This is a genomic window from Legionella donaldsonii, assembly GCF_900452385.1.
Lineage (GTDB): Bacteria > Pseudomonadota > Gammaproteobacteria > Legionellales > Legionellaceae > Tatlockia > Tatlockia donaldsonii.
The window spans coordinates 986,527-1,012,085 of sequence record NZ_UGOA01000001.1; the positions used below are offsets into that span (position 1 = coordinate 986,527).

Here is a 25,559-nt window from a genome sequence, read left to right on the forward strand (position 1 = left end):
CTATTATTTCGAATTGTTTCTATCATCAAACCAGTACGTATTGATCACTTGTTTACTCTTTTTTAAAGTCGTACTCTATACACCGCATAGCAACCTCAGGAATGGAATATGAACGCTTATCAGGGATTTTCCTTGACCGAAGCATTGGTCGCTCTATTTTTACTGACTACGACGTCGCTTACACTTTTGCAGCAACAATGGCAGACCAATCAACGTCTTAATGAAGCGCTGCTGCGTGCACTGGCTTTAATTCAGCTTGATAATAATTCGGAAAGAATCATTGCAAGGCAAGCTTTGGCAATGGTTAAAGAGCCGTTTCAGTGGCAAAAAACAGAAACGAATTCTACTGTTATATTGCAGATAAGCTGGCCAGGGGCAGTCACCCGACCGGATTGTTGTCAGTTACAACGTCAAATCGCACGGTTATGAAATATGAGCGAGGCTTTGGCTTAACGGAGGCTATGATCACCGTACTATTAGCCAGTTTAATTATCATTATTTTGTTGCAGCATTATCTAAATTGTAAAAAATTCTATTTGGGCGCACAAATTTCGCTGGAACGTGAATTTGAATTGCAGCTGGTTAGCGATTTAATTCGCGATAGTGTAAGAAGGGCTGGATTCACTCCCTGTGTTAACGTCAATCATTTGCAAAGTATTGATAGACGTAATAACCGAACGCATTTAGTTGCGTTTCAGAGGGATGTTGGTAAAAACCATGCCTTGCAGTTGAATAGGATGAGTGAATATTTCAACCCGGTCTTGCAAATTATAACTTCTTCCCGTTTATTAGTACCCGCTGGAAAGGCCTATACAACCAAACACCCTGTGTTGCTGGCCGATTGTTACCATGCTGAAGTTCAGCAGATTTTATCATTACGACCTACCCTAAAGGGCGTTGAGATGATTTTTCCCCACCCCTTTATCTTTCATTATGTTGAACCAATTTATGTCGGTGAATGGGTTGAGGAGGCCTTTTTTATTCAACAAAACCGGCAAAAAAAATGGGCATTGTTTTACCGTTATAAGCATGCGGAGGAGCTAACGTCTGCCATTAATAAATTAACCGCTGATATCCATTTTCTGCAGGAAAAAACAGTCCTTACAGTGAATTTGGGTTTGGATGATATGCAAAACATGACTATTGAAACAACCGTTCGCACGCCATGAACCGCGAAGCAGGGATGATTTTAATTTCTACAATGCTGATGTTAGCACTGTTAGCCCTATTGGTGGTATCACAGATGCAAACGGTCTTTTTAGTTTATAAGTCGCTGAATCGGTTGGTCGACAAACACCAGTCATTTTACCAACTCGAGATGATTGCTCAAAAACTATCGTCTTTTAATAATAATCAGCTGCAGGCGGCTTGCCTTGTTACAGAAAAAAATCCCGATGAAGTATTCACCTTATTAAAAAATGGCAAAGCTTGTTCTCTCTCTTATGAGCAGCAATCGTTTTTCTATTTAATAGAAGAACTTGGCTTCTTTCCTTGTATGCAGACAGTGAAAGAAAAAGGGATCTACAGTACACAGCATTGGCGGCTTACTGTTCTGGCAAAGGATGAACGATTTAATTTTTTACAATTGCGGATTGCCAGGATTGCTCCCTTCATTCGCTGCGAAAAGAAGCCGTTGGTTTTTATCCATACAGGTATTATCAGTTGGCGTTATTTAGTCCGTTAATCTGTCAGAAATTATGCTATGGTAACAAGAGTATTTATTTTTCATTAGGGGCCGTTTACAGGTCGCTAGCTTGGGTGATTAGGGCTGGATTTTCGAGTATTGCAGCGGAGCATACAGCGAAGTATAGGAGCAGCGCAGAAGCAAGCCATAAACGCCAAGATAGTAGAAATGTAAACAGTCCCTAAGTAGGATTGGAGAAGGATTAATGATAGGGAAACCCTGTGTTTGGAAGTTAGGAACACTCGTTTTTTTAATTTTTTATCCTTTGACCTGGGCCAATTCAGCGAGTCTGAGTGCCTTTGAGGCATTACAGTTAGGCACAGAAGCTTATATCTATGGTTATCCTTTAGTGACTATGGATTTAACTAAGCGAGTGATGACGAATGCAGTGAAGCCGAACAATGGTCGCGGGCCCATGGGGCAATTTATCAATATCAGGCGATTCCCCGATGCGTCGTTTAAAGATATTCCAGCACCTAATGCTGATACGCTTTATTCTTTTGCCTGGCTCGATCTCGGTAAAGAACCCTACCTCTTGCATGTACCCAATCAGAATGGGCGTTATTACATTATGCCCTTATTAAGTGGATGGACCGAAGTATTCGCTGCTCCAGGCAGCCGAACAACGGGTACAGAAGCACATGATTTTGTTATTGTTGGACCTAATTGGAAAGGGACGGTGCCAGAAGGGGTAGTCGAATTAAAATCACCGACAAACATGGTCTGGATCTTAGGTCGCACTTATTGTACGGGAACCGCTGAGGATTACCATCTTGTCCACAGCGTGCAAGATAAATACAGTTTAAAACCCCTTAGCTACTATGGTAAAGCCTATACGCCTCCAACGGGTATCGTTGATCCAGCCATCGATATGAAAACCCCAATACGTCAGCAGGTTAATGCAATGGATGCCGCAACGTATTTTAAACAATTGGCAATTCTCCTCAAGGATAACCCGCCTGCAAGTTCGGATGCCCCCATGGTTGAGAAACTGGCTAAAATTGGTATTGTTGCAGGCCAGGAGTTTGATTTAGCAAAACTTGATCCTGCTGTAGCAATGGCGTTGGAAAATGCTGTAAAGGCTGGACAGTATGAAATTCTGATGCAGAAACTGAAGGCGGCTAAAGAGTTAAGAAATGGCTGGGTCGTCACAACGCGCACAGGCATTTATGGAACTGACTATAAGCAACGAGCTCTCCTTACTGCCGCCGGTCTTGGTGCGAATCGTCCGCAAGACGCCATTTATCCAGTAGCAATGACAGATAAAAGCGGTCAGACCCTCCATGGCGCTAATCAATATCTGATTCATTTTAACCCAGATGAAACGCCGCCTGTTAATGGGTTTTGGTCCTTAACGATGTATGACGAGCGTTTGTTTTTTGTGGCCAATCCTCTTAACCGTTATACAGTAAGCCCCCGTAATAATTTAAACTATAATCAGGATGGCTCTCTTGATCTCTATATTCAACATCAATCTCCTGGCAAAGACAAAGAGTCTAACTGGTTGCCAGCGCCTGAAGGGACTTTTATTTTGATGTTCCGATTTTATTGGCCTAAGCCAGCAATTATTGATGGTCAATGGCAGCTACCAGCAGTGAAAAGAATAGAATCTGCTGGAATACAAAACTAGGTCAGAATCACCCGATTCAAATCCGGGTAAAGCTTGCGCGCACTGGTTTTAAACGGAGGGATTCCGCGGGGGCGCGGAATCCTGAAGTGAATTGCTTTATTTTTTCTTGACTAACTTATAAGGAATATAAGTAGGTTCCCAGATATGGCTTTTAATGTTTTTTTCGATATCAGCATCAGTTAGAAAATCGGCTAAATTGGAATTCACGGCTTCCCTGGCGACAGCTAAGGCTACTTTATAGGAAACGTCTCGTACTTCGGTAAGCGGGGGGAGCAGGTTAGCCTGCGGATCGTGTTTGGCAGGTGAGCAGCTTGCCAGTGCTTTGGCTGCAGCCATGAACATTTTATCGGAGACTTGTTTTGCTTTGACAGCGATCAAGCCAAGACCCATTCCTGGAAAAATATAAACATTATTGGTTTGATCCACTCGGAAAGGCTTACCATTTTTTATAATGTTGCCAAAAGGGCTGCCAGTGCCAATGACAGCGCGATTATCGGTCCATAACATGAGATCAGTGGGTACCGCCTCGCTATGAGTAATCGGATTAGAAAGAGGCATGATAATAGGTTGGGCAACATGCGCCGCCATTTCGCGAATTAATTCTTCAGTAAAGATCCCTACCTGTCCAGAAACGCCTAATAAGGCATTAGGATGCAAATTTTTAATGACGTCTTTTAAACTGATCATGTCTTTGTTTTCACACTGCCAATTGGCAATGGCTTGTTTGGATTTTAACAATTTTTGTTGGAAGGGAAGTAAACCGGCCATTCCTTCCACTAACAAGCCATTGCGATCGATCATATAAATCCGATCCCTTGCCTCTTTTTCGGAAATACCATCATCGATCATGGCATGCACTATCAACTCAGCTATACCACAACCAGCCGATCCTGCACCCACAATTACAATACGTTGTTCGCGTAAGTGAATACCTGTGACTTGGACAGCGGATAAAAGGGTGCCGGTAGCAATGGCTGCTGTACCTTGTACGTCATCATTGAAGGTACATAGCTCTGTACGGTAGGTGTCTAAAAGGCGAGTAGCATTTTGTAAGGCAAAATCCTCCCATTGCAAAAGAATATGAGGGAAACGTTTTTTTAATGCTTTGATAAAAGCCGCAATAAAATCATCGTATTCTTGCCCGCGAACTCGTTCATGTCGCCAACCGATATACAAGGGATCTTTCATCAGTTCGGCATTGTTAGTACCCGTATCGAGTAAAATTGGCAGTGTTGCCGAGGGGTGTATTCCAGAGCAGGCACAATACAAAGCAAGTTTACCAATGGGAATCCCCATGCCGCCAGCCCCTTGATCGCCTAAGCCTAAAATACGTTCGCCATCCGATACTACGATGGCTTTCACTTTATCAAAACGCGGGTTTGCCAGGATTTGATCAATATGGTCGCGATAAGGATACGCGATAAAAATACCGCGTGGGCGTCGGTATATATGGCTAAAATTAATACAGGCATCCCCCACAATAGGGGTATAAACGATGGGCATCATTTCGGTAATGTGTTCGGTAAGCAAGCTGTAATAGAGTGTTTCGTTTGAATCCTGCAAGTCGCGTAGATAAATATATTTTTCCAGATCACTGTTTTTATTTTTAAAGGCAGCGTAAGAACGGGCGCGCTGATCAGCAATATGGCTTTCTTCGGGTGGCAAAAGCCCAAATAAATTGAATTCTTCACGCTCTTGCCTGGTAAACCCCGTGCCTTTATTCAGTATGGGATTCGTAATTAGCCGGTAATCAGTAACATAAACCTCACAATAGGGTTTTCCATCCTTATCTAGGCAATGCGAATAGTCCATTGAATCTTCTCCTTTATTAAATGCCGATAGTTCTGATAGAGCGCCATTAACAACCAGTGCCGTCTCTTTGTCAGTTCCATTCTTTATAAAAGAATAAACCCTTCTTGCATTTATTTCGAATGATAGAGGGAATATTTTTGTTAATTAATGAGAGGTTTCTAACTTTTTTGGCATGAAATGAGCTTAAAGAAGTAAAGTCTTATTTCGCTATGAGGACACAGAGTTCGTTGGTTGACTATATTCGTAGATAGGCAAAGGACGGTTGTTTAATGAATCGAGAGCGTTTAGCGGCGTTTCCATATTGGCCACACCTTATTACGCTGACAATTATTGTATTGGCTTTTGCCGGCTATCGTTTTTTTGCCTATTATTATACTCGTTCCGATGATGCTTATGTCTCAGCCAATATAATTAACATGGCTTCCCTTGTAGCAGGTCCCATTAGCAAAATTTATGTCTGTGAAAATCAACCCGTAAAAAAAGGGCAGAAGTTAATTGAAATTGATCCTCGGCCTTACAAATATGCGATGGACAAAGCCTGGGCTGAACTTCAGATCGCTAAACTCGATTATGAGAATGAGCGATTAGCGATTAAGGTAGCACACGATAAATTGCAGCAAAATCAGGCCATGCTTGCATTAAGTCGCGATCATTACCAGCGTTACAGTAAATTGCAACAGCGAGGTGATATCCCCGAAATCCGATTAATTAATGTGGAGTCCAAAATTCAAGAGCAGGAAGCGATGGTACTTAGTGCAGCTCAAGAATTGCAGATAGCACAACAGAATTTTGATGATAATAAAGTGATAGCAGCAAAGGCAGTTTACGAGAAAGCGCGCTACCTGTATGAACATACGACGGTTCTTGCGCCAACCGATGGTTATGTGACTAACTTCAATTTACGACATGGTCAATATATTAGTGTGGGGCAAGGTCTATTTGCTGTAGTAGACACTAAACGCTGGTGGGTCGTAACGCGTTATAGGGAAACGGTGATCCGCTTAATTAAACCCGGTGATAAAGCAAAGATTATGCTTGATATGTACCCAGGCAAAGTTTTTCACGGACATGTTGGAAGCATTGGTTGGGGCATTAATCGCGTACAGTCGGGCAAGGTTGCTCCGTCGACCCTGGTTTACCTGGAAGCAACCGAATATTGGATTAAGATTGCACAGCGATTTCCAGTACGAATCTATATTGATGATCTGACACCCGAATATCCTATGCGAATAGGAGCGAGTGCAACCACGATCACTTATCGGTGAATTGGTAAGGACTTTTTAAATTGATCACACCAAAAACGATAGAAAATAGAGCTGCATTACGAACCGCCATTGCAACGGTCGTTGCCGTCTTGATCGCGTTTATGCTGCATTTAGACAAACCTTATTGGGCAGGGATGACTGTTGTTATCCTTGCCAATTTATATACCGGTAGCATTATTGATAAAGCGATTCTGCGTATCCTGGGTACTGTCTTTGGTGTCTGGCTTGGTTTCTTTTTGGCTGGTTTTGTAGCGAATAGTTTGTTTCTGTATTTGTTGATGAATTTTATGCTGGTTGCAATCGGCGTCTATTACTATAACTTTAGCTCCCATGCTTATGCTTATCTCCTTGGGGCAATCGGGGCTTTTTTAGTCATTGCCCAATTAGCAATGGATCCTCAAGAAGCCTTTTTTGTAGCCGTCTGGCGGCCTATTGAGATTGGTTTAGGCGTGCTGGTTTCGGCAGCCGCAGCGTTCTGTCTTTTCCCAAATAATATCAGTGAGCATGCTTTAAAGGATATCGATGCAATTTTTACGGAACTTGGAAATGTATTGGAAGGGTTAAAAACCAATTTATTAACTGGTGAGCTGGATTTTACAAAAATTAAAAACAGTAATTTGCAATTGAAAAGAAAACTAAAAAAATCAACCGAAATAATCGATTTTATGCGGCGTGAACTCGGTGTCAAAAAGGAGAAAATAGACCAGATCAGAGTTTTAATTGATCTTTTTTTAAATTTAAGCCGGACTATTTCTTTTTTTATTTCTTCGTATGAAAGGGAGGTTGGGCGGGAGTGGGCTGCTGATCTGTATCAGCCTGTCGCCGAGGTATTTACTGCTGTGCAACATGATTTAGACGTATTACGCAAAGCATTCTTTTCTGTTGCGGAGACCGACCGAACTATACAAATTGATGGCGCGATGGAGGCTTTAAAGCAAACAATCACCTCTGAAACCGATGAATCACTGGTAAAAATAAAACATTACTATCAAATCGAACCTTTGTTGCAGCAAATCAATATGGTCATAACCAGTTTAAGTACGATTTTAATCAGTGGACAGAATTTGGAAGTAAAAGAGGAACGCTTAATTAGTTTCAAACAGCAATTGCGTCATGATCCCGATATTATCAAGCACAGTATTAAAGCAGGGTTAGCCGCTGTGCTTGCGCTTAGTTTCTGGCTAGTGAGTAATTGGCCAGGTGGATTGAATGGGATTATCAGTAGTATTGTTATTTCGATCAGAAGAAATCTGTTTGATATGAAAAACATTAGTTTTCATCGCATTCTAGGCTGTTTATCTGGCGGAGGGGTGGCTTTATTTCCCCTCGCTTTTTTTTCCATGAATTTATATGACTTAATTCTTGTTTTATTTTTTGCAGTCTGGGGCTTTAGTTATTTTGCTTTTAAATACACGAAATATGCTTATATTGGTTTACAAGCAAATATTGCTTTAGTTATCTCCCTGGCACAGGCGGGAGGTCCTCCTACTGACTTGGCTCCACCTCTGGAACGTCTGGGAGGAATTTTTATTGGTATCACTGCCAGTTTCCTGGTAGCCAATATTTTATGGCGCACTGATCTTCTAAGCATGGCATTTGGACATGTTAGGAAATTATTCCGCTATCTTCGCTATAACATGATTGAATTACTCCATGTAGAAAAGGAAAAAGAAAAACTCTACGATCTCGCTAATTTATTTTGGATGTCGCGCGGTTTATTAGAGTCCTTTAATGAGGAACAGCTCAGTCCCAAAAAACAAAAAAAGTTAATAGAGGCGAAAAGGATGTTTGCCCAATTAGCGCTTATTCAAGCGACAATCAGTCTTATTCATCAAAGCATTGATCAGGAAAAAGCACATAATACCGCTGTTTCATTAGGTATTAACCTGGCTACTTTGGAACAAATGGTAATGACACTGTACGATACAAAACAACCTGATAAGAGGCAGGTGTTCAAATCACAGATAGAAGCGCTGTTAGCCCAAATTGAACCGGTTATTTATTCCGTAAAAGCCACCGATATCGATTTGGATAATTGTATTGCCTATATCAACGCATTAACTCAATTGGCTATGTTACGTATTGATTTATAGGGAATGCCAATAAATCTATCCTTGGTAAGGACCGCAGCGCGGTCCAAAGGGAGTTAGCATTCGCTAAAAGTATCGGAAATAAGAGAAGATTAACTGACTAACTTATTTCGGATGCATTGATCGTTATGGGCAAATCCATCGATGACTAACCGGGTGACTGAGGAGACAATATCGTCTCGTTGGATGGCTTCTTTATTATTGTTTGTATAATAGACAGCGATAACAATGGGAGCGCACTGAGGAGGCCAAATAACACCAAGGTCATTGGTTGTTCCATAATACGTGCCGGTTCCTGTTTTATCTCCAACAATCCAGCCCTTCGGTACGCCTGCTCTTATACGTTTATCACCCGTGGTGTTGCTTTTTAACCAGGATAATAAAAGCTCATGCTGGGGCTTGGCTAAAACGTTAGTTAAAGCTAATTGCTGTAAACTTTGTGCCATTGCTTTGGGTGTAGAGCTGTCATAGACATTATTCGGCCCTCCAGACAGCGCTTCTTCTGGCCATCCATTGTCCTGCCGGAATGTCTCGTTATGGATAGAGCGGGCAAAATCGTTAATTTTTTCCAGCCCCCCCAGTTTTTTTACCAGCAGGTTCATCGCAGTATTATCACTATAGCTAATGGATGCCGCGCATAATTCAGCGACAGTCATTCCTGTATTGAGATGTTTTTCGGCAATCGGCGCCCAATTGGTTAAATCTTTTTTTGTATAGGTCATTTTTTGTGACAACAGAGTCGGGTCACTCATACTTTTTTTAAGGATAGCGGCAACCCCCATTACCTTGGAAGTGCACCCCATAGGAAATCGCTGATTAGCACGATAATGTATTTGTTGGCCATTCGCTGTGTTAATCGCATAAATTCCTATTTTTCCGCCTGAAGAGGCTTCCAGTTTGGCCAGTTTTTCTTGAATTAAAGGGGGAGTTATCTCTTCTGCTGCATTGGAGGGCATTGCCGTAAAAAATAAACTACCGGCAATAAGCCATGAGAATAAATAATTAGCTGAAAGGGGCTTCATAGTAGTGGTTCTCTTAAAAAAATAAATGGCTGAATGATGAGCTGTTTGTTTTAGGGCGTTATACAGCGAGCTTTGTATTGTTTGCTCATCTTGCGCGCCATTATAGCAAGTAAGTAAAACCCATGGATAGTGCATTAGCGTTGGGTTTACCGATTAGGTGTCCATCCTCTGTTGCAGGTAAAACCAGTATCAAGTACTGCCAAAGCAACAAACGGTTAATCAATCGAAAAGAAGCACTTTGGATTGGAGAATATTAATCAAGGAACCAGGATAAATAAAACCCTGGTTACGCTATGCTTTGTCAAGACTAGGCGGGTTTGTGATTTGGCGAAACAGCTATTTTTGCCCGTAACCCAGGGTCCTGATTGAGCTCATTGAGATAATGATTTAATTTAAAAATCCACTCAATCGCCATGACCGGCGTTTCGAAAAATCGGGAATCAAAAAAGTGCTTGGAATAATCAGGTAATTTCTTAATAGCTTTACGGGTTGTTTCTGAAAGCCCTGCCATAACACACTCTTTAACAGCGCGTGCGCAATTTTGACCGAATAAGTCATACTTATAGTTCGGATCATGTAAGAGTCGTTCCATCTTTTTTAAGATAGCGATTTCATCAAGAAAATAAGGTTGGCCACATTCGCTGGTGGGAAGCGACACTTTATGATCCGGACTTAAGCCTTCAGTCACCTCACTATTTTCGAGTTCAAGCTCAATTTGCTCTTTTTCCTGTTTTAGGTCGTGCAGCTCTTTTTTTATGTTTTCATACTGCCTTAGCAGTTCATTGATTTGATGCTCTTCTTTTTCAAGATCACGAAGCTTGTTCATTGTGTCAGTGATTTGAGTCTGTAAGGCCAATAACGCTTGTGCATCTTCGTTTTCAGGGTAGCGTTGAAAATAAAGCCTGAGATGACGTCTAACCTTATTACTATCGGGTTCATCGTCATAAAGCGTATTGATTTTATTAAACTCAGAAGTTAATGTACGATACTCTTCAATATAGGCATAAATTTTCGGCATATCGGCGTTTAGCAATAAATTATGGAATTCCACTTTTAATTGCTTAAGTTCTTTCTCCAAGGCTTGTTTTTCTTGGGCTGCAGCAAGACCGTCGTCTGGTTTTTTTACTCCTGGCTTCGATAAGAGATTAACCACATTGGGGGTAGTTTGTGGCAGTAATTTTCTTCTCGCTTCTAATTTTTTTTCCATAGCAGTTTGTGGAGCCCGCCCTTTTTTTTCGAGTTCCGCTCGCATTTCCTGTTTTTGTTTTTCAAGTTCAGCGATCCTGTTATCCACCGCTTGCATTTTTTGTGATAGTTCTGAAGGTTCAAATTCACTGCCTCGGTGATGTTCAATAATGCGTTTTGAACTTGGCGACTCATCCGTAGAATCAGACCATTCCCCTCGCATATCCATTTGTACCTTCTCACTAAAAAGGGACTTAACCTTTCCACCTACTCTGAAGAAACTCTGAATAGCGCGTAACTTCGTAATACCTTCATCGCCGGGCCATAGACTTAAGAAAGCGCTGAGACCTTTTAGTTTTTTTCCTCGCTTATAAAACCCAAGCCCATTGGGATCACCAGTTTTGACTGCTTCATAAATGGGCATAGCCTGTTGGAATTTAAGTTGCTTAAATTTTTTATCAATTTCACTTAAGTTGTGCTTATTTTCATAAAGCGTCACTGCCAGGCTCATATGCCCCACATTGCCGCCCTGAACCACTGCTTTCGCAATGCCTTTTAATGATCCGTGTAGGTCTTGTTTGTTTTTATTTCGTGGATTCCAAACGTAAAGCTCAAGCATTTTTTACCAAGTACAAAGTTAACTCTTATTAATTATAGGGGGGGATTATTAACAGACGCTTAAATTGATCGATGTGGTGAAAAAATAGTCGTAATGGCAGACTAAAGTGATGTGGTCGGACCCTTTTGACTCGACATGCTTCACGAGGATCCAGTGGTGCTGTTAGGTCGAAACGCCTCTGACGGCTCCCTGGTTTTTGGGATATTTAAGGTTAAAACAGAGTATTTTATTTGAAAGCGTTATTTGTCTTTGACCGTGTTATGACAAATGTTTTTATTGGGTATAAACGTCACATAAGGATCTTTATCAGTTAAATGAAATTGCATCACATACTGGTTCATAAAGGAGGAACCTAAAATCATTGCCGGAAAATATTTCATCCGTTCTCTTTGTTTCGCATTACGCCAGGCAGTTGGATGGGGTGGTAATGAACGGATAAAAACCAGTCGCGCTGAATCGTTACCACAACCAGCCTTATTGACATAAATATCAGGTTCCAAATCTAATAAATAATAAGAAGAAGGATCATCCTTCTTCTGAAAACCGATTTTGATTTTAGGCAGTGACTTGAAGTCGAGATCTGCTAAGGGTACACAGTAGTTGTTCTTCCAAAAAGGCTCTCCTAGAGCCTGATTTTTTTTGCCAGCATGCTCATAGATATAGTTTAAAATTTGGCTATGGAGATTTTCATTAAGAATAACATAACCTCCTGTACCAGTATCCAGTACCGCAGCAACAAAAGGAAGCACTGGTTTAGCTATCTGATTGCCTTTGTCATCAAAAAATCCGGAACTTTGTATTTCATAATAATTTTTATGGGTCATAGGGCTTTCATAGTTTTGATGATCGGTGACATTCTTAATGTATTCAGGGCCTATCTCTATATAGCTATCTGCACCAACTCCACACAATACAAAAGTAATGACTCGATGCAGATTATGGTACTTGTGAACATTTTTAACAAAAGTTTGGGCATTAGGAATGATTGAAATATTCTCTTTCAGTAGTCCAAGAATATTCGATGGTTGTGTACTTTCCTCAATCACAAATATTTGCATTTCAGGAATAATAGGATTTTTATGCTTGTACCCCTGAATTTGTGCGTAATATTCAATAACATGGTCAGTGGCCGATCCATATTTCAATACATATTTTGAGCTAGTGGATGAAGGTTTGAGTGCTTTAATTTCAACAAAACCTTTAGTCAATGGATTATCACAATGTGAACAAATTCTTTTTTCAGGAATTACGACTAAAGTCGAGCTTCCAGTATCAACGATTGCTTCAATGGGATGGGGCGGATTTCCTATTAGCACAGGCATGGTATAAATCCCATGCTCAACTTTATAACTAAGCGGAAATTTATAACTTTCTTGCTGTTCATTTTGAGCAAAGATGAGCGAGGACAGGGCAATTGTTGTAATGAAACTTATAATTCTAATTACTGTCAGCTTCATACCCTGTATCCCTAGTTCTTTGCTCATCGATGCAATGATATCTGCGTTAATTGTTTAATGGTTTGTTGACAATTTTGGTACATTGGCGCAGCAACATCTCAGTATTTAGTCTGAATGATGACGCTTCCCTTGGGGGTGCTCAAATCAATGTTGTATCACTCAAACTAGCCAATTGTAAACCTTGGTTTCAAATAAAAACCTGTAATCTGAAGCGCTAATAGATTACAGGTTTTAAACGTTATCCTATTTCACAACCATTAACAGCGTCTATTAGAAATTAATGCCATATCCATATAACTCGACTTTCTCGCCTTGCTTCAATTGTTTTACTTTGTCGACATCATCTTTATGAACAAACACCTTAATATTTTGACCATCTGCGGTTTTTAATGATACACCCACTAACTGATCTTGACAGTCATTGGAGGTCTTGGTGGCATCAGCAAAAGTAAAAGGAGAAAATGCTACTCCTAGTACTAATAGAAGTGGTAAAAATAAGCGTTTCATTTTAGGGAACTCCTTTAAATAGATCAGTTAGAGTATAGACCATCTATCAACATCTAATGCTGGCCGGGCCTTTCTTTGCAAAGAGCATAGCCGTCCTATTAAAGTGCTTACAGGCTAGGGTTACATGCTATGTTCTCGATTTAGCGCCGAATTTGGGAGGGGTTCAAAATTTGAAATGACGCGCAGTTATTGTAATTAATTGATTTTAATGTTTTTTAAAAGCAGGGTCGAACGGCAGGCAAAGCAGATTTTCATAGCCATTGTCCCATTTATTCGATCAAATAAATAAAATCAATAGCGCAATTTTTTTGATAAAAAATAGTTACCAGAAAGGCCAACTTATTTTTCTACCCTATCTTGTATAAGCTCACAATTCAGTACCTTTCGCAGATATAACAGCCTCCTCTCGGGAAGAGGTGTATAGCCAATTAAAATGCCAAAAAGCAAACAATCGCGGATGCTGCCTAGCGCCAAATCTGAGTTTTTATGTGCGATCGGGAAAGCCGGTTAACGGAGCCTGTGGGCATTCTTTGAAGCGTATTCTTCGAGTCTTAGTGCGAGCGGAAGGGATGGGGTTTGAGGATAGGCAAGATTTACTTGGTTATTTACTTAAAATATAATAAATTGATTTTATTATAAAATTTATCGAAATAACCATTGCCCATGTCGATGAGCCATAACAGGCTAACTAGACTATTTAGGATGTAGCAGATTATGAAAGCAAAATGGCTTGATAACCTTATTCCCTTGCATACTCGCTACCTGGGAATACAATATGCCGGTTGGAAACCTACAAAATTTGCGGATGAGAACCTGGGGTGTATTCTTTATTCAGACGTCTATGTGCCAATGCCAGATGGAGTTCGCCTTTCAGCGGACATTTACACGCCGAAGAAAAAAGGAAGATATCCGAGTATTGTCCAATTTTCTGCTTATAACCGTGACTTGCATACAGTAGGTATGCCTACGGGAACCAATGAGATTGGCTCACCGCCTAATTTTACTAATCGTGGTTATAATGTCGTCGTTTTAACCGCTCGCGGAGTTGGACGCTCGGAAGGACAGCTACGATATTGGCAGTGTGATGAAGAAGTTGATGATCATTTTCATGCGATACAGTGGGTGAGTGAGCAAAGCTGGTGTGATGGTCAAATTGCCTTATTTGGTTCTTCCTATTACGGAATGTCTCAGGTGAATGTTGCAGTCAAAGAACCTCCAGCCTTGAAAGCGTTCTTTGCTAATGAAGTCTGCACCGATTATTTTCGCCATGTTTTTCATTATGCGGGTTTGAGTGCCAATAGCTTTATGAGTTTATGGGCTGGCTCTAATTTTACTGAAAAAAATATCAAACGGTATATTGCTCCGTGGAAACGGGCTTTATTGAGCCATTTCATCAATCATTCCTGGACTTCAAAGCTTGGCCATACTTTTATCAATTATATTTATCACAATTTGAAAGATCATTATGTGGCAAAAGAAGCCCTGCCGTTTTATGAACACATCCTGTTTGACTTAAATACAAGAGAGGAAAATGTCGCCCACGGGCCTTTCCAAGCGTTGAAAAATATACATATCCCGTTTGTGGTTGTACAGAATCGAACTGATATCGCTCTACATCAATTTGGCGCTTACGATTTATTCGAGCATAGTGCGACACCTGAAAATAAAAAATGGTTGATTATTAATCGTCCTGAGTATGAATTACCTGTCCTGGAATGGCAGTTGGAAGCTGCAGCTTTTTTTGATTATATAATCAAAGGGTTAGATAATGGATACCAACAACGCTTACCCGTGCGTTATTGGGTTGATGGCGAGGAAAGGTTTGAGGGTTCAACAACCTTTCCCCCTGAAAATACTGCGAAAGAAAAATGGTATTTCAGTCCAAATGCACTATCAAAAACAGTCCCTGAAGAAAGTGATGAGACTTGGGTCAATGTGCCGCCTAATGCCGATATTGTAAAAAATATAAATAATATGGCAGCACAAACCTTGGAATATGAATTGACTGTTGACAAAACGTTTAAAGTGGCCGGTCCGGTTACTATGCACTTAAAATTTAGTTGTAATGAAATTGATTCCTTCGTGGTGGTCAGAGTGGACAGAATAGAGAGCTCTGGCAAGTCATCTTTTTTAACAATGGGGCACATACGGGCTGCGACTCGCAGTCTTTATGAAAACTATTCGTCGAAGTGTGAGGTCGCCTTAGATACGTCGATTCACCAGCCTTTGCAAAGAGGGGTGCCTGTACTGCTTTCCTTTAGCCTGATGCCTACCGCAGCTCTTTTTAAAAAAGGGGATAAAATGGTCATTTCCATCGGGAGTCGAACGGATTATGTAAGCCCAACACCTAAGGAAGGGATCATAGCTCCTCAATTTCAAACGCCATTTTATTTTTGCAGAAATAAGATTTACTACGGAAGTGAAACCTATATAGAGTTCAATGTGGAAAAGGGTCAAGTCCTTTGATAAGAGATATTTTATTGGCTATTTACCTTTCCCTTATAGGCGTCATAAATAAGTTAAATGGCCTTGACCTCTATGATTTTACAGGATTAAAATGCCAGCCTTTTAGGCATTTTAAAAAGGATTTTGCAAATGAAAAAAACCAGTCTGTTTGCCCTAATGATTGCATCTGGCAGTGCAATATCTGGCACAATGGGAGCAGTAGCCCAACCGGAATATTGGTATCTGGTTGGTGGCGCCGGCTATTCTCATTCCAGAGATGCGGATATTACTGTAGACCCGCAAGTTTGGGATAGGGCCGTAGAAGGATACTCTGATGATCTGGGTTCCGCTCCCTTGCTTTTTTTTGGAGTAGGCCGCCAGATTAGTGATTATTTTCGCTTGGATGTCAGAGGAGAGCGCCGGGGTGATTACCATTATTCCAACCCACAAACTGGCGTTTCGTCGACACCTGGGTTTACCGGCGACAGTCGCATTCGTAAATTCAAATTGACCAGTGAAGCACTCATGCTGAATGGGTGGCTCGATCTGGGGGTTTTATCCGATAGGCTCATGTGGCAGTCCGGCAGCTTTGCCATACAGCCTTTTGTTGGCGCCGGGATTGGTGTTAATTATTCAAAAGTTCATGATTTTCATACCATTGGTTTGCCTTTTGGTAACCGCAATGAAATAGCCTCTGTTAACCAACTGGTCACTGGTTCTGAGTTTGCATGGCGCGCAAGTGCTGGACTATCAGCACAGCTAACAGAGCGCTCGATCGTATCTGTAGGTTATAACTATTTTGATGGTGGTGATATTCCATTTCCAAGCTATATCCTATCATCTACTTCTGCCCCAAATGCATCACTTGGCCGCACGGGAGTCAGCACTCCTCCATGGAATGGTAAATTCCGTGCTAATGAAGTCTATGCAGAACTACGTGTAAAATTTTAAGACAAAAAACTAAAACACTCATCTGCGGAGGTTCCTCACGGTGTCCTCCGTAAGTAGTAAATAGCCTGGGTGAAACGAAGTGAAACCCGGGTTATGACAGACCTTCGCCCAGAGACATTATAAACGGAAGCCAGGTTTTTTCATGCGAACTTGCAATATCATCCTGAAGATAAAAGAGGTCAGGCGCTGACCCTGTATGTTTCATTTCTTTGACATAAAACCTACGTTTCGCACCAAGATAAACGATTTTTATAATTATTCTGTTCAATAGCCAGGCAGGAGAAGCCTGTGCCACGCGCAGATTCTGCGGCAAGTCCATAGATTTCAAGAGCATACTGACCAAAATAAGAAATGATTTGTTGATGTACTGGTTTTAGATTAGTTACCACACGATGTTTTTGATCGTTTGTCAGGATGGTTACAACAGCTATCACGTTCATCAGCTCAGCAATCCATTTCATTGTGGGATTTTGTACTGGCTTACCCAGCTGATTGGGAAGTGCTTCATCATGCTCCTTTAAGCATTGCCTGATGTGAGCTTGAGCAAAATTGTACACCATGAGACAAAGCGTCATTACCATCATCAAGGCTGTAATTCGCTCAGGTGTTTTAAGGAAGAAAGAGTCCAGTTCGAAGGCATTGTTTTTCATGAATTTAAAGCTTGATTCGACACAGGATTGCTCTTTATATTGTTGAAGCATGGCATGATTATTCAATAGCGAGCTATCACATTGATTACTGGCCAAAATAAAGCGTCCCAGTGTTTCTTTTTTAGCACCCACCCTCTCCAGACAGGTAGAAAGACAGGCTTGTATTTGATATCCAATCACCATTTTTTGAGCTCCAGGTTTTGGGCGACCTTTCCCTGTATGGCGTTCAACAGGTAGAATCTCATAATGAATTTGGTGGTATTTGAGTGATTTGATGAGCGGTTTTAATGCCTGCTTTGCATCGTCAGGACATTGAAAGACCTGGTGACCAAGATGCCATAAGGATTTAATGAGCTCTTGAGATTTTTTATCCAAATGCCTCTGAAAAGTCTTTAGCTCTCGCAACCTCGCCTGTTGCGACTCAATCAAAACCCAGCGTTGTGGAATACCATAAAGAACCGTTTCATGAACACTTCCACGATAGTTTGCATCAAACGGCTCCCAGGTCAGAGCATCACAAGGCTTGTTCAACAATACTTTGGCTTCATTAAGCTGTGCAGGTACTCGGGTTATCCAAAACACGTTATTGAGGCTTGCCAACTGCTCTGGAACATAAAAGGCGGCATCAACCACAAAACAAAGGCCATCAGGCATCCCATGAATACTTTGTGTAAACGCTTGCACCCTCCTAACCGTCTCTTGGAAACTTGTTTTATCACTACTATTCCCATCTAAGGCCTCCATCCATAAGGGGATATTCGCAGCTCCTCCTTGTACTAGTGACAGCATCACTTGCTTTAGATCAGAGCGATTCGCTTTGGAATATCCGTAGTCTGGTTGCGCAATCCCGGGCGCGGCCTCTTCTGTGTCATAGCGGCCGTAAAGAACAAAGCTTGTACTGTCTAAATGCAGTCTCTGGCTTAGTAAATTTTTTTCTCGGGCAATCTCAAAAGCCAATTCCGAATAAAGCCTGGTCACACCGTATTCTGCGATTTTATCCAGGCAGCGACCAAGACTGTCATCATTCAGGTGTGCCGCGTCTAGTTCTGAACCAAGCAGTTGAGCCACAGGCTTATCTTGGAAAAAATGCGGCGTCATATACAACCGGCTATTCATAAAACCCAACCCATTGATAACCATCGCCGCTACTCGACGACCATAGCTTACCACGCCTCCTTTTTTTTCATTTAACTCAAGGCGTGCATCAATTCTCTCTATTATCCCTAATTCTCTAATCGTTGCTGCAACAAGTCCTAAATGCCCCAATTGCTCTGAACTTACTGTATCTCGATTCAGCATCCTTCTCTCCAATAGGTCTTTGGGAGACAAGGGTACCTGATTCTTCTCTTGTGGGCTGTGATCTTTTTCTTATATCGGCTTGATCTTTTTCTCAATTTAACTAATGCGATAATTCCTTGGGGATAATTCTAATTTTAGCTTTTTCATGCTGCGGAATGTCCGATAAAAGAATAAAAGAAATGAATACATTAATAAACATCATAATCCCCATAAGAAAAAAAGAATGTGTTTTGAAGCAGGCAAGCAAAATTAGATTTAATTTTGTTAACAGGATTTAAATACATAATCCTATGCAGTAGGTATTTGAAATTTTAATCGTAAATGGAGACATCATGCAAATAAGTAGTGACGGCCAAACCCTGGTTAGAGTTAGGGACAGCGATATTGACGATGGTTCTTGTCAAATTCCTGCCGGCATTACGGCTATTGAAAGCTGGGCATTTATTAATTGTACCAAATTACAAACGCTAATGCTTCCTGCTGGGCTTACTGCCATTGGTCATGGGGCATTTTGTGGTTGTACTGGCTTAAAAACGGTAACGCTTCCTGCTGGGGTTACAACTATTGGTGAGAAGGTATTTGATGGTTGTTCCAGCTTAAAAACGATAACACTTCCTGCTGGGGTCACGACTATTGGTCCTTATGCATTTTATAACTGTAGAAATTTACAAAAAATAACAATCCCTGCCGGGGTTACGATCATTGATATTGGGGCATTTTGTGATTGTAGCAGCTTAAAAACGATAACACTTCCTGCTGGGGTCACGACCATTGCTACTGGGGCATTTTTGGGTTGTGCTAATTTACAAACGATAACGCTTCCTGCCGGACTTAAAACCATTGATAAGATGGCCTTTCATAGGTGTAGCCGCTTACAAACGATAACACTTCCTGCTGGGATTACGACTATTGATACGAGGGCATTTACTCATTGCACAAAGTTAACCTCGATTATCATCGCGAGTGATGATGAGACTGAGGTAGCGCGAATAACTCACTTGCTACCTGAAGAATTAAGAAGCAAAGTTATCTCCAAACGTCTACTTGATGAGATTACTCACTTTCAGGAGGAACAATTAGCCAGACTTCTCAATACGCCCCAAACCAATCGGCTCTATGGCTTTTTTCATGCTAAGTCCCGCAGTGTGCCTATGGCTATTTTCACGGAAAAAGATGAGCAGGGTGTAGAGCAACAAAGAGAACAAAAGTGTAGTAAGCTGCCTAGCGATATCTTTTTACACTTCAATCAGCTGACTAAAGATGATAATCCTTATTACCAACAGGTCCAAGCTGCAATTAAGCGTGAACCCTTACCTAAGACTCCCGAAGAGTTTGATGCTTATAAAGCACATATAGGCAAGTTAGTAACGCGGCACATTGACCAGGCCATTAAACAGGCACGGCATTTCAATGCACCTTGCGCGGCCAAAGAAGTGACGACTACTATGTGTGCGCCTGCCGTTTAATTCCTGTTGTTCCATTTACTCTTTCATTTAGAATATAAAGCCACGCATATTTATTCCGGACTACCTATCGGGTTGGCTCTTTCTTTGAAGTTTGGGCATTGTTACAGCTTGGCGTCTAGCATAGGTGATTTCCATTGATAAGAGCCTGAAGATAAGAGGTCAGGCGCTGACCCGGTATGTTTCATTTCTTCGAAATAAAGGAAATGAATACATTAATAAACATCATAAATCCCCATAGATAAGCAAAGAGTGAGTAAATTAAAAAATAGACTGCCCACAGGTAAACTACTTTCTCTGATACCAGGTAGGGAGAAACGAGCATTAACAGAAGCTGTTCTATAACAATAATGAAGGTATATATCCAAAGGCTAATAAGGAAAGAATTGTTATAAGAAAAAAAATACTGGGTTTTGAGGCAGGCAAGCAAAATTAGATTAAATAAAATAAGCAAAACGATAAATAAAAATAACCTCTCATAGAGGATATCAAACGGCAGGTAATGACTTAGAAATACGCAGAATTCTAAAAACAAGACAAGCTGTAATAAAAAAAAGAGCCCGCTCTCACTGGAGCGGAGTATTTTTCTGCAAAAAAGAATCGATAATAGCCAATTTATTCTCATTTTAAGGGCCTTAGATAGACCGAAAAATTAACCGGTTCAGAATACATCGTATGGCAAGAAACGCCCAGGGAAAATCTTGCAGTACGATACGGGGTAAAGCCACCTGAGTTTATTTCTTTCCATGACTGAATGTAGCCTAATTTTTTATCAAATTTAACGGTTAAATAATTAATATTGTCGCAAATACAACCGTTTGCTCCACATCGAGGATAATTTAATTGAATCAAATCGTTAAACAAGCTAGTCATTGGTTGCTCTTTATTTAGCCATGATGGTTTAAGATACTCACAAAAATCCTTATTTGAATCGGAGTGAGCGGTTTTAACCATTTTAAGCCTTCCATTCGCTATCTTGATTGTGTACACACAGTTACCATCATTGCTACTACTGTACGTTAATACATAGTTAGTAGGTTGCTGTGACTCCCACTGCTTAAAAAATAATTTATAAGAATCAATTGTCTGCCTGCGCAAGTGGATTGAATAAACAAAAAGGAGGGCAGTAATGACTACAAAGATAATTGTAAAAATAACAATAAACCGCGTTTTCATCCCGTTAAAAAGAATCATTTCCCAACCGAATTATGTGACCTGTTTTTAGTTTAGCATCTTACATGAGGCGGAATGAGTGGCGGCTGTTCGCCAACTACCCTTTTATATAACCCTGTATAATCCTCATGCTAAAATAATAAATAGAAGGTCTTTCCAACCGAGATTATCATGGACGCCAAAAACGATTACAGAGTGCTTCGAATTGCCCTGGTTATTATTGGATTGATTTTTATCTTCGGGGTGTACCCATTAACTCTTTTGTGGCCTTCAGGCTGGGCATGGCACCTGGTTGGGCATAACGTCTATTTACAAATGATACTAGGGGTTTATGCAACATTGGGTGTTTTTTTAATCCTGGCAGCGAAGAATCCCGTTCAGCATTTAAGTTTAATATGGTTTACTGTTTGGTCGAGTATTGTGCATGGCGGTATCATGGCCATCCAGGCATGGTATTACCCACAGCATTTTGAGCATTTGTACGGTGATGTTCCTGCTTTATTTATCATCGCGATTGTACTGGCTATTTTAACACCCCGTCAAAGCGCGTTAAGAGGATGAATACTAACAGCAGGCCCTAAGCATGGGTTCTTGGGCTATATCATTCCCACCCCGATGGATATTGAAAATACTTTATCAGAAGACTTGATCGCGTGTGAGTGTTGCAATGATTTCCCGTAGTATCACTGCGGTGATTGGCTTAACACAAACCTCATCGGCGCCCAGCTGTAAACAAATTTGTTTCAGCTCTTCACTCATATGGGCTGAGATAACCACGATGGGAGTGTGTTGATTCAGTGTGCTATTGCGAATAATAGGTAGCAATTCAATCCCTGGTCTATCCGGTAACCCCAAGTCAGAAATAATGCACTGGTAGGCTTGTTCTGCCAATCGTTCTGTCGCTTCCTCAGCAGTACTGGCCAATTCGATAGGATAATAATCACGCAGTGCTGCAACATAGATTTTCTGGCAGATAAAATTATCTTCGATGATCAGTAGTGGCGGTTTGGCCGTTATTCCTTCCCCTTTAGTAGACATGTCTAATCCTTTGTAAGCGAAAGGGGGGTATTATTTCTTTTTCAAATTAGAAAAAAAACTACCTTAAAAGGAAGTTATGGGCGTTGTATTCATCGGGGTTGATAAGAAAGGGGGAGGAGTAGCCCTTATTGCAAAAGGATTTACGAGGTAGATATAAGAAATAAAATTTTTTGGTAGTGCCTGCTAAAAAGCTAAAAAATTCATTGGGGGTACACAGACTCAAAGACTACAAATCTGCGTGGGACGTTTAAATGCAATAAGTGCTGACAGAGGACTTTATTAATCTCAAGTTGCAACTTGAAGAACTGGCAACCGCGGATAATTATTAGCAACTGCTTCTGAGGTGAGCTCATCGATAGACTCACTCCCTATAGGTTCCTTTAATTGACCAATAATCTAAAAAAGTCCACTCTGATGGATATATTTTAATCACATAGGGAACACCATGTTTAATAACCGTGTTTTGTTCTTCTTAATAGTTTGTTTAGCTGTTAATCCGGCTTTCGCCTGGTGGACTTCCGTTAAACCACATTCCACTTTCCGTTATAAAAATCTTCATGTTGAAATACCGCCTTTAGAAGCTGTCAAGGCTAAAGCAGGTCGCGATCATGGGCTGCACTATGTGGAGTTTGCCCAATCTGGATTTTGGATGGCTGGTAGAGGATACTCGATTGATTGGTTTTTTTATTGCAACAGACAATCCAAAAATTTTTCAAAAAAAGATTATATTGGGATGGAAAAAAGCCTGCATGATATCGTCCATGAGGGTATGATCAATAAGAAATCCTGCCAATTTACCACTGTTAACTCCCATAGTGCTTATCAATGTTCCATATCTGGCGTAGTTGACTCGGTGCCGGCAAATGTTTTAGTTACGTTTATGTACACCAAGGGAATTATGGTTGTTGCCACTGTTTACCAGCCAGCGGAGAAAAAGGAGCCTATTAACAAGCAAGAGTATGCGCGTTTTATTCGCTCTATAAACGTTGATTACGATAATGAATATGCCCAAAAATGCGCAAAATTACAGGCGGATAATAAAAAGCGCTCATAAGATTAAAAAAAATCTTAAAGGAGCTTGCTTTTGCAGTGTACATGGGGGCAGTGGGTCAGGGCTTGAATTTTGAATTAGTATAAATTAGAAAATCAAAATTTAAGAACTGGTCGGATTTCACTCATTTTCACGGCAATTTTTTATCCTCTGGACTGTTACTCTAATCAAACCATATCAATTTTTTCTAATTTTTTGAATCTTTCCTTCTCTTTTAAAAGCAATTCTAAAGCAACTTCAACTGGTCCAGGTATAGTCGAGTGGCCTGAAACCCAGCGTCTGACAGTGCTAGCGTCGACACGAAGGGCTTTCGCTAGCTTGGTTTGCCAACCCCAGTTACCAAATAGTTTTTCACCGATTAGGACTAATTCTTCTGAAGTCATAATTCATTTTTTATAAATTGTGTTATGAGCCCAAGCGCGGCGGAATCGAAACCAGCGAGGCCAAGAGACAAGGCATCGTTGGGATCACAAACATCACCCTCATTGGCGGCAGTAGCAAGAACGACTAATTTAATGCTTGGGTTTACCTCTTGACGATATCTGTTTAGCAGTAGTGCCAGATGGTTGTCTCCAGCCCAAGTTTCATTATCTGTCAGGATTACAAAAGCATCTAATTCCATTTTTCGCTTAAGAGCATAGGCAATGGGCAATGAAATGTCTGTACCGCCCCAGGCTATTCGTCTGATGGATTTAAGAGCATCGTTCAATCGTTGCGTCTTTATTGCTAATTGATGAACGCGGGTATTGAATCCTATGATATCGATGTTAGGTTCGCTGCGAGCAAAAAGTAGGGCTGTAGCTCCAGCGGCTTCTAGACAGCTCAATACAGGAGAGCCAGAGCACATACTTTCCCGCATTGAAAACGAAATATCAAGACCCAGCAATATGCGCTTATTGCTACACGCTTGCTGTTGAAAGGTAGAATAAAAAGCTGTATTTAATGCCTCACTAATAGCAGGCACCGGTTTCCAAATTAACCTGCCCAATTGGCCATGTCCTTGCGTATAAATTTTGTGAGCCAACAGTAAATCAATAGGATGAACAAGAGCATTTTGTAGTTGCTCATTATCCAGCAAACGATTGGCAACATAACGGGAGGCGTCACTGCCAGGTGTCAGTAGACCTACTTCGGTCATTTTGGCCAGATTGCGAATCATGGCTTTCATCGGCATATCAACCAGTAAGGCATTCCAAACTTCTTTATCTTGCAAATGTTTGTTAGGTACGACCTCTCGCGGTAATGAATATTGTCGGATTACTTGTGCAGCGGCAACAGCATCTGATGCTTCATTTACTTTATATTTTCCATCAATCAGCCTAAATTTTTCTCTTGCAGCAATAATCGCCTCTGTTTTTTGAGGATGCGCGATCCAATCAATTATGATGCAACGTTCTTTGTCGTTATTTTGTGGATGGGCAAGTCTTAATAAATCGCGCATTGACCAGCCGCCGCGTTGAGAATATTTCACTACTTGCAACGACAATTGTTCCAAAGGCAGTTCTAAAAACCAGAGAGAGATTGCCTTTCTTAGGCCACGTCCCCAACCACGCAATCCATTAACAAAATTTACAAATTGCAAAATATGACTACCTGTCCGCGCCACTTTTGTCAATGCTGCCAATGCAGCGTTACGTGTTTCGATATCACCAGCCGCGGTTGCCAGTGCTAAAGCAAATAAGGCCGGTTTATTTTTTGCTGCTCGGCCACTGCCACTGATTTCAATAATGCGATTGACGACTTTAACACCATCTTTTTCAATTAATCGTTGGATGGTTTGGGTGTTGTCTAATGTTAGCTCTGCTGGGGTGGCATAATAGGTTCCTGCCTCAGAACCAAGAATTAAAAATCTATCCAATAGTTGGTTATCATTAATAGGAAAATAATAGCCACCGGCATGGTTAGCGATTTGGCCAGCTACTGGTTCTATTTGTGAGTTCCCCCTAAGCCATAAGGGAGACAACCAATATACAAAGAATTCTCTGATTTGTTGATAACACATACGTGCTCCTAACGCCCTAGCAATCTTTTGCCAAAGAGAAGGCAGAAATGGGGTAAAAAAATGGACAGTGCTGGGCATGAAAGCATAGGTTGGCCCCTCGATGAACCGGCCTATTTCGGCCCAGCGGAGAGCAATTTAGTGCAAATTGCACTAAATGTCAATATTTGGGCGGAGTATGTAATAATTGGGCAAAGCCATTTAGTACTCTGTTCTCCA

The 25,559-nt window shown here is 41.0% G+C and carries 21 protein-coding genes; 11 read left to right on the forward strand and 10 right to left on the reverse strand.

Annotation, left to right across the window (positions count from 1 at the left end):
• Window positions 1–108 precede the first annotated feature (108 nt).
• The 4 genes from DYC89_RS04660 to DYC89_RS04675 all read left to right on the forward strand — a co-directional run bounded on the left by DYC89_RS04660 (window position 109) and on the right by DYC89_RS04675 (window position 3,314).
• Entirely contained in the window at window positions 109–429 is a 321-nt protein-coding gene (locus DYC89_RS04660) for a hypothetical protein (RefSeq protein ID WP_115220719.1), read from the forward strand.
• Window positions 426–1,169: a hypothetical protein gene (locus tag DYC89_RS04665; protein ID WP_115220720.1), complete on the forward strand. Its 744-nt coding sequence runs from the start codon at window positions 426–428 to the stop codon at window positions 1,167–1,169. Before DYC89_RS04660 ends, DYC89_RS04665 begins: the two co-directional genes overlap by 4 nt.
• Window positions 1,170–1,183: 14 nt before the next feature.
• On the forward strand, window positions 1,184–1,684 hold the full coding sequence (locus tag DYC89_RS04670; protein WP_147285473.1) for a hypothetical protein: 501 nt from the start codon (window positions 1,184–1,186) through the stop codon (window positions 1,682–1,684).
• Window positions 1,685–1,889: 205 nt separating this feature from the next.
• The gene (locus DYC89_RS04675) at window positions 1,890–3,314 is read left to right on the forward strand and encodes a DUF1254 domain-containing protein (protein ID WP_115220722.1); all 1,425 of its coding nucleotides are present in this window, start codon (window positions 1,890–1,892) and stop codon (window positions 3,312–3,314) included.
• A gap of 96 nt (window positions 3,315–3,410) precedes the next feature.
• Here DYC89_RS04675 and DYC89_RS04680 read toward each other — a convergent pair whose 3' ends face one another.
• Window positions 3,411–5,126, reverse strand: coding sequence for an NAD-dependent malic enzyme (locus tag DYC89_RS04680; protein WP_115220723.1), 1,716 nt, complete (start codon window positions 5,124–5,126; stop codon window positions 3,411–3,413).
• A gap of 269 nt (window positions 5,127–5,395) precedes the next feature.
• Between DYC89_RS04680 and DYC89_RS04685 the strand changes: the two genes are divergently transcribed.
• Both DYC89_RS04685 and DYC89_RS04690 read left to right on the forward strand, forming a co-directional pair.
• Complete coding sequence (locus tag DYC89_RS04685) at window positions 5,396–6,391, forward strand: HlyD family secretion protein (protein ID WP_058445283.1); 996 nt, start codon at window positions 5,396–5,398, stop codon at window positions 6,389–6,391.
• A gap of 20 nt (window positions 6,392–6,411) precedes the next feature.
• Window positions 6,412–8,484, forward strand: a complete 2,073-nt coding sequence (locus DYC89_RS04690; RefSeq protein ID WP_115220724.1) for an FUSC family protein — start codon at window positions 6,412–6,414, stop codon at window positions 8,482–8,484.
• An 89-nt stretch (window positions 8,485–8,573) separates the two neighbouring features.
• Here the strand turns inward: DYC89_RS04690 and bla are convergent, their stop codons facing one another.
• From bla to DYC89_RS04710, 4 genes are all read right to left on the reverse strand, one after another.
• On the reverse strand, window positions 8,574–9,503 hold the full coding sequence (bla, locus tag DYC89_RS04695; protein WP_181879322.1) for a class A beta-lactamase: 930 nt from the start codon (window positions 9,501–9,503) through the stop codon (window positions 8,574–8,576).
• A 307-nt stretch (window positions 9,504–9,810) separates the two neighbouring features.
• Window positions 9,811–11,307: a hypothetical protein gene (locus DYC89_RS04700; protein WP_115220726.1), complete on the reverse strand. Its 1,497-nt coding sequence runs from the start codon at window positions 11,305–11,307 to the stop codon at window positions 9,811–9,813.
• A 239-nt stretch (window positions 11,308–11,546) separates the two neighbouring features.
• Entirely contained in the window at window positions 11,547–12,764 is a 1,218-nt protein-coding gene (locus DYC89_RS04705) for a pepsin-like aspartyl protease (RefSeq protein WP_181879323.1), read from the reverse strand.
• Between the two features lie 270 nt (window positions 12,765–13,034).
• Window positions 13,035–13,271 (reverse strand): hypothetical protein, encoded by a 237-nt coding sequence (locus DYC89_RS04710; RefSeq protein ID WP_115220728.1) that lies wholly within the window; start codon window positions 13,269–13,271, stop codon window positions 13,035–13,037.
• Window positions 13,272–13,985: 714 nt separating this feature from the next.
• Between DYC89_RS04710 and DYC89_RS04715 the strand changes: the two genes are divergently transcribed.
• Both DYC89_RS04715 and DYC89_RS04720 read left to right on the forward strand, forming a co-directional pair.
• A complete protein-coding gene (locus DYC89_RS04715) occupies window positions 13,986–15,737 on the forward strand; it encodes a CocE/NonD family hydrolase (protein WP_115220729.1) in 1,752 nt (583 codons plus the stop codon).
• A gap of 129 nt (window positions 15,738–15,866) precedes the next feature.
• On the forward strand, window positions 15,867–16,667 hold the full coding sequence (locus tag DYC89_RS04720; RefSeq protein ID WP_115220730.1) for an outer membrane protein: 801 nt from the start codon (window positions 15,867–15,869) through the stop codon (window positions 16,665–16,667).
• A gap of 221 nt (window positions 16,668–16,888) precedes the next feature.
• Here DYC89_RS04720 and DYC89_RS04725 read toward each other — a convergent pair whose 3' ends face one another.
• The gene (locus DYC89_RS04725) at window positions 16,889–18,616 is read right to left on the reverse strand and encodes an IS1634 family transposase (protein WP_115220201.1); all 1,728 of its coding nucleotides are present in this window, start codon (window positions 18,614–18,616) and stop codon (window positions 16,889–16,891) included.
• 332 nt (window positions 18,617–18,948) lie between these two features.
• Between DYC89_RS04725 and DYC89_RS04730 the strand changes: the two genes are divergently transcribed.
• Window positions 18,949–20,082 (forward strand): leucine-rich repeat domain-containing protein, encoded by a 1,134-nt coding sequence (locus DYC89_RS04730; protein WP_115220731.1) that lies wholly within the window; start codon window positions 18,949–18,951, stop codon window positions 20,080–20,082.
• Window positions 20,083–20,700: 618 nt separating this feature from the next.
• Here DYC89_RS04730 and DYC89_RS04740 read toward each other — a convergent pair.
• A complete protein-coding gene (locus tag DYC89_RS04740) occupies window positions 20,701–21,273 on the reverse strand; it encodes a hypothetical protein (RefSeq protein ID WP_147285474.1) in 573 nt (190 codons plus the stop codon).
• A 150-nt stretch (window positions 21,274–21,423) separates the two neighbouring features.
• Here DYC89_RS04740 and DYC89_RS04745 point away from each other — a divergent pair, with 150 nt between their 5' ends.
• Complete coding sequence (locus DYC89_RS04745) at window positions 21,424–21,813, forward strand: DUF6632 domain-containing protein (RefSeq protein WP_115220734.1); 390 nt, start codon at window positions 21,424–21,426, stop codon at window positions 21,811–21,813.
• Between the two features lie 75 nt (window positions 21,814–21,888).
• Here DYC89_RS04745 and DYC89_RS04750 read toward each other — a convergent pair whose 3' ends face one another.
• The gene (locus DYC89_RS04750; RefSeq protein WP_115220735.1) at window positions 21,889–22,290 is read right to left on the reverse strand and encodes a response regulator; all 402 of its coding nucleotides are present in this window, start codon (window positions 22,288–22,290) and stop codon (window positions 21,889–21,891) included.
• Between the two features lie 445 nt (window positions 22,291–22,735).
• Between DYC89_RS04750 and DYC89_RS04755 the strand changes: the two genes are divergently transcribed.
• Entirely contained in the window at window positions 22,736–23,344 is a 609-nt protein-coding gene (locus DYC89_RS04755; protein WP_115220736.1) for a hypothetical protein, read from the forward strand.
• 164 nt (window positions 23,345–23,508) lie between these two features.
• Here DYC89_RS04755 and DYC89_RS04760 read toward each other — a convergent pair whose 3' ends face one another.
• Both DYC89_RS04760 and DYC89_RS04765 read right to left on the reverse strand, forming a co-directional pair.
• A complete protein-coding gene (locus DYC89_RS04760; RefSeq protein ID WP_115220737.1) occupies window positions 23,509–23,724 on the reverse strand; it encodes a helix-turn-helix domain-containing protein in 216 nt (71 codons plus the stop codon).
• Window positions 23,721–25,343 carry a TROVE domain-containing protein gene (locus tag DYC89_RS04765; protein WP_181879324.1) on the reverse strand — a complete coding sequence of 541 codons (1,623 nt, stop codon included), beginning with the start codon at window positions 25,341–25,343 and terminating at the stop codon, window positions 23,721–23,723. Before DYC89_RS04765 ends, DYC89_RS04760 begins: the two co-directional genes overlap by 4 nt.
• Window positions 25,344–25,559: the final 216 nt, after the last annotated feature.